Annotated in this window: 2 protein-coding genes; both read right to left on the bottom strand. The window is 50.5% G+C overall.

The features are described 5' to 3' along the window. The coding region (locus C0623_03860) for a sigma-54-dependent Fis family transcriptional regulator (protein ID PLY02447.1) at window positions 1–1262 on the bottom strand (1262 nt) is incomplete at its 3' end. Next, the coding region (locus tag C0623_03855; GenBank protein PLY02446.1) for a hypothetical protein at window positions 1255–2364 on the bottom strand (1110 nt) is incomplete at its 5' end. The genes C0623_03855 and C0623_03860, both read right to left, overlap by 8 nt.

Below are 2364 nucleotides of genomic sequence, written 5' to 3'. Positions count from 1 at the left end.
TTGAGTCGGTAGTAGAGATCATCACGAAATTCTCCGTCTTCAACTTTCTGCTTGAGATCCTTATTGGTCGCCGCGACAACCCTGATATCAACCTTGATCGGGTCATTGGCACCGACTTTTTCGATCTCCCGTTCCTGCAGAACCCTGAGCAGGCGGACCTGCATTGCCGGTGAAATATCGGCAATTTCATCGAGAAAAATCGTTCCACCGTCGGCCTTTTGAAACCGGCCGATCTTGTCCTGAAGGGCGCCGGTAAAAGAACCTTTGACATGCCCGAAAAGTTCGCTTTCCAGCAGGTTTTCCGGAAGAGCGGCACAATTCACTTTGACCAGTGGTTTCTTCGCCCTTAATCCACGGTAGTGCAACGATTCGGCAACGAGCTCCTTACCGGTGCCGCTCTCACCAAGGATCAGTACAGTCGAATCGACATCCGATAAGCTTTCGATTAGATTGTAGAGTTCCTGCATTTTTTGATTGGAACCGATGATCCGATCAAATTGCCGTCGTTCGCCAAGGTCGCGTTCAAGATAATCAAGCCGTGTTTCATCACGTATGGTCAATACGGCTCCGAGCGCCTTGCCGTTTTCATCAAGCAGCGGGCTGGTCGTCAGGCTGAGCACCTTGATCCGGCTGTTTGAAAGTGGCATCTCAACCCTGAAAATATCTGTCGATTCAGTCGTATTGAGACTGTTTCGCACGAGATCGATACAGGCAGGGGATTCGGGAATCAGTTCGGATAGTTCGCTACCCGACATGTCGCTGCATTCGAAGATCAATCGGGCGGACTCGTTGAGATCGGTAATGACCATATCGCTGTCGACCGTTACGATACCTTCTTTGACGCTTTGGAAAATTGCATTCAACCGGGTTCGGAGGATCTCTCTCTGGTCGAGCAGTTCCTTATGCGCCAGAGCAGCATTGGTAACTCGAAGCAGTGTCTCATGGCGAACCGGTTTGGGAATGTAATCGTGGGCACCGAGGCGAACAGCGTCAGCTGCCGTATCGATTTCCGGCGAACCGGTAATCATGACAACCGGGCAGTTCGGCTGCTTATCCTTGCAGAAACGGAGCAAATCGATGCCGCTTTCACCACCGAGCATGATATCGAGAAATATCAGATCAAAATCGTTTTCGGAAAATCTCTTTTTGCAGCTCTTGATCGAATCGGCCGTCATGACATGATAGCCCTCTTCGCTCAAAAACGCTTCGAATGTGTAGCGGATACTCTCTTCGTCATCGACAACCAGAATTGTTTTATTCATCTTCATCCTTTTCGACAGCCGGCAGAATAACGACCACCTCGGTCCATTTGCCTTCCCTGCTCTTGATCTCGAACTCGCCTTTATGGTTATTAACTATTTCGTGACTGATGCTGAGCCCGAGTCCGGTTCCAACTCCGGCCGGTTTGGTGGTCACGAAAGGGGTCATCACTTTTTCCAGCATTTTTCCCGGTATGCCGCAACCGTAATCCTTGATCGAAACCCGGACAAACTGCTTCTTTCTTTTTTCGGCAACATCAATGAAAATTTCAATTTTTTTCCGATCATCCCGCTCCGGATACTTCTCATTCAGGGCATGCCGTGCGTTGCTCAGAACATTCAGAAACAACTGCTGAATCTGCTGTGCACGAGTATACACCTGCGGCAGATCGCCAGCCGCATCGATTTGCAGGGAAATTCCCTCCTTGCGAATCTGCGCTTCGGTCAGCGAGAGCGCCTCAGCCAACAGGTCATCGACATTTGCCAGACGAACTTCCGGGCCGCTTTCCCGGGCGAAGAAAAGCAGGTCCCTGACGATGGTCGCAATCCGTTCACCCTCCTTGATAATCCGGTCAGCCAGGTCGGTATCGATGTTACTATTTTGCAGTCTGTTTAAAAGTATCTGGGCGTAATTAATCACCCCGTTGATCGGGTTGTTGATTTCGTGCGCCACCCCGGCAGCCAATTCGCCGAGAGACGCCAGTTGCGCGGTCCGGATGCTTTGCTGATGCAGCAGTTTCTGTTCTGTAATATCATGAAAAGTGACAACCGAACCAACGATCTCACCCTCCTTGACTACCGGATGTGCCCGGTATTCAACGTAGAACCACGATCCATCGGCCTTCCAGAACACCTCGTCTGCTGAATAAGCCGCCTGCATCTTACTGATCGCATTCTTAATCTGACACTCCTCTTGCGTCAGTGCGCTGCCATCAAGATGCGAATAATGGATCAGCTCATGCATGTTTTTGCCAATAACTTCATCTTCTGACTGATAACCGAGCATCTCCAGCGCGGCCGGGTTACAGAGGGTGCAGATCCCGGCTTGATCAGTACTGTAGATCCCTTCGGCTGTAGAGTTCAGCAGTAACCGGATCTGCTCTTC

The sequence above is a fragment of the Desulfuromonas sp. genome (assembly GCA_002869615.1).
Taxonomy (GTDB): domain Bacteria; phylum Desulfobacterota; class Desulfuromonadia; order Desulfuromonadales; family UBA2294; genus BM707.
Note: the sequence above shows the minus strand (reverse complement) of the source record. Positions and strands in the feature narration are given on the sequence as shown.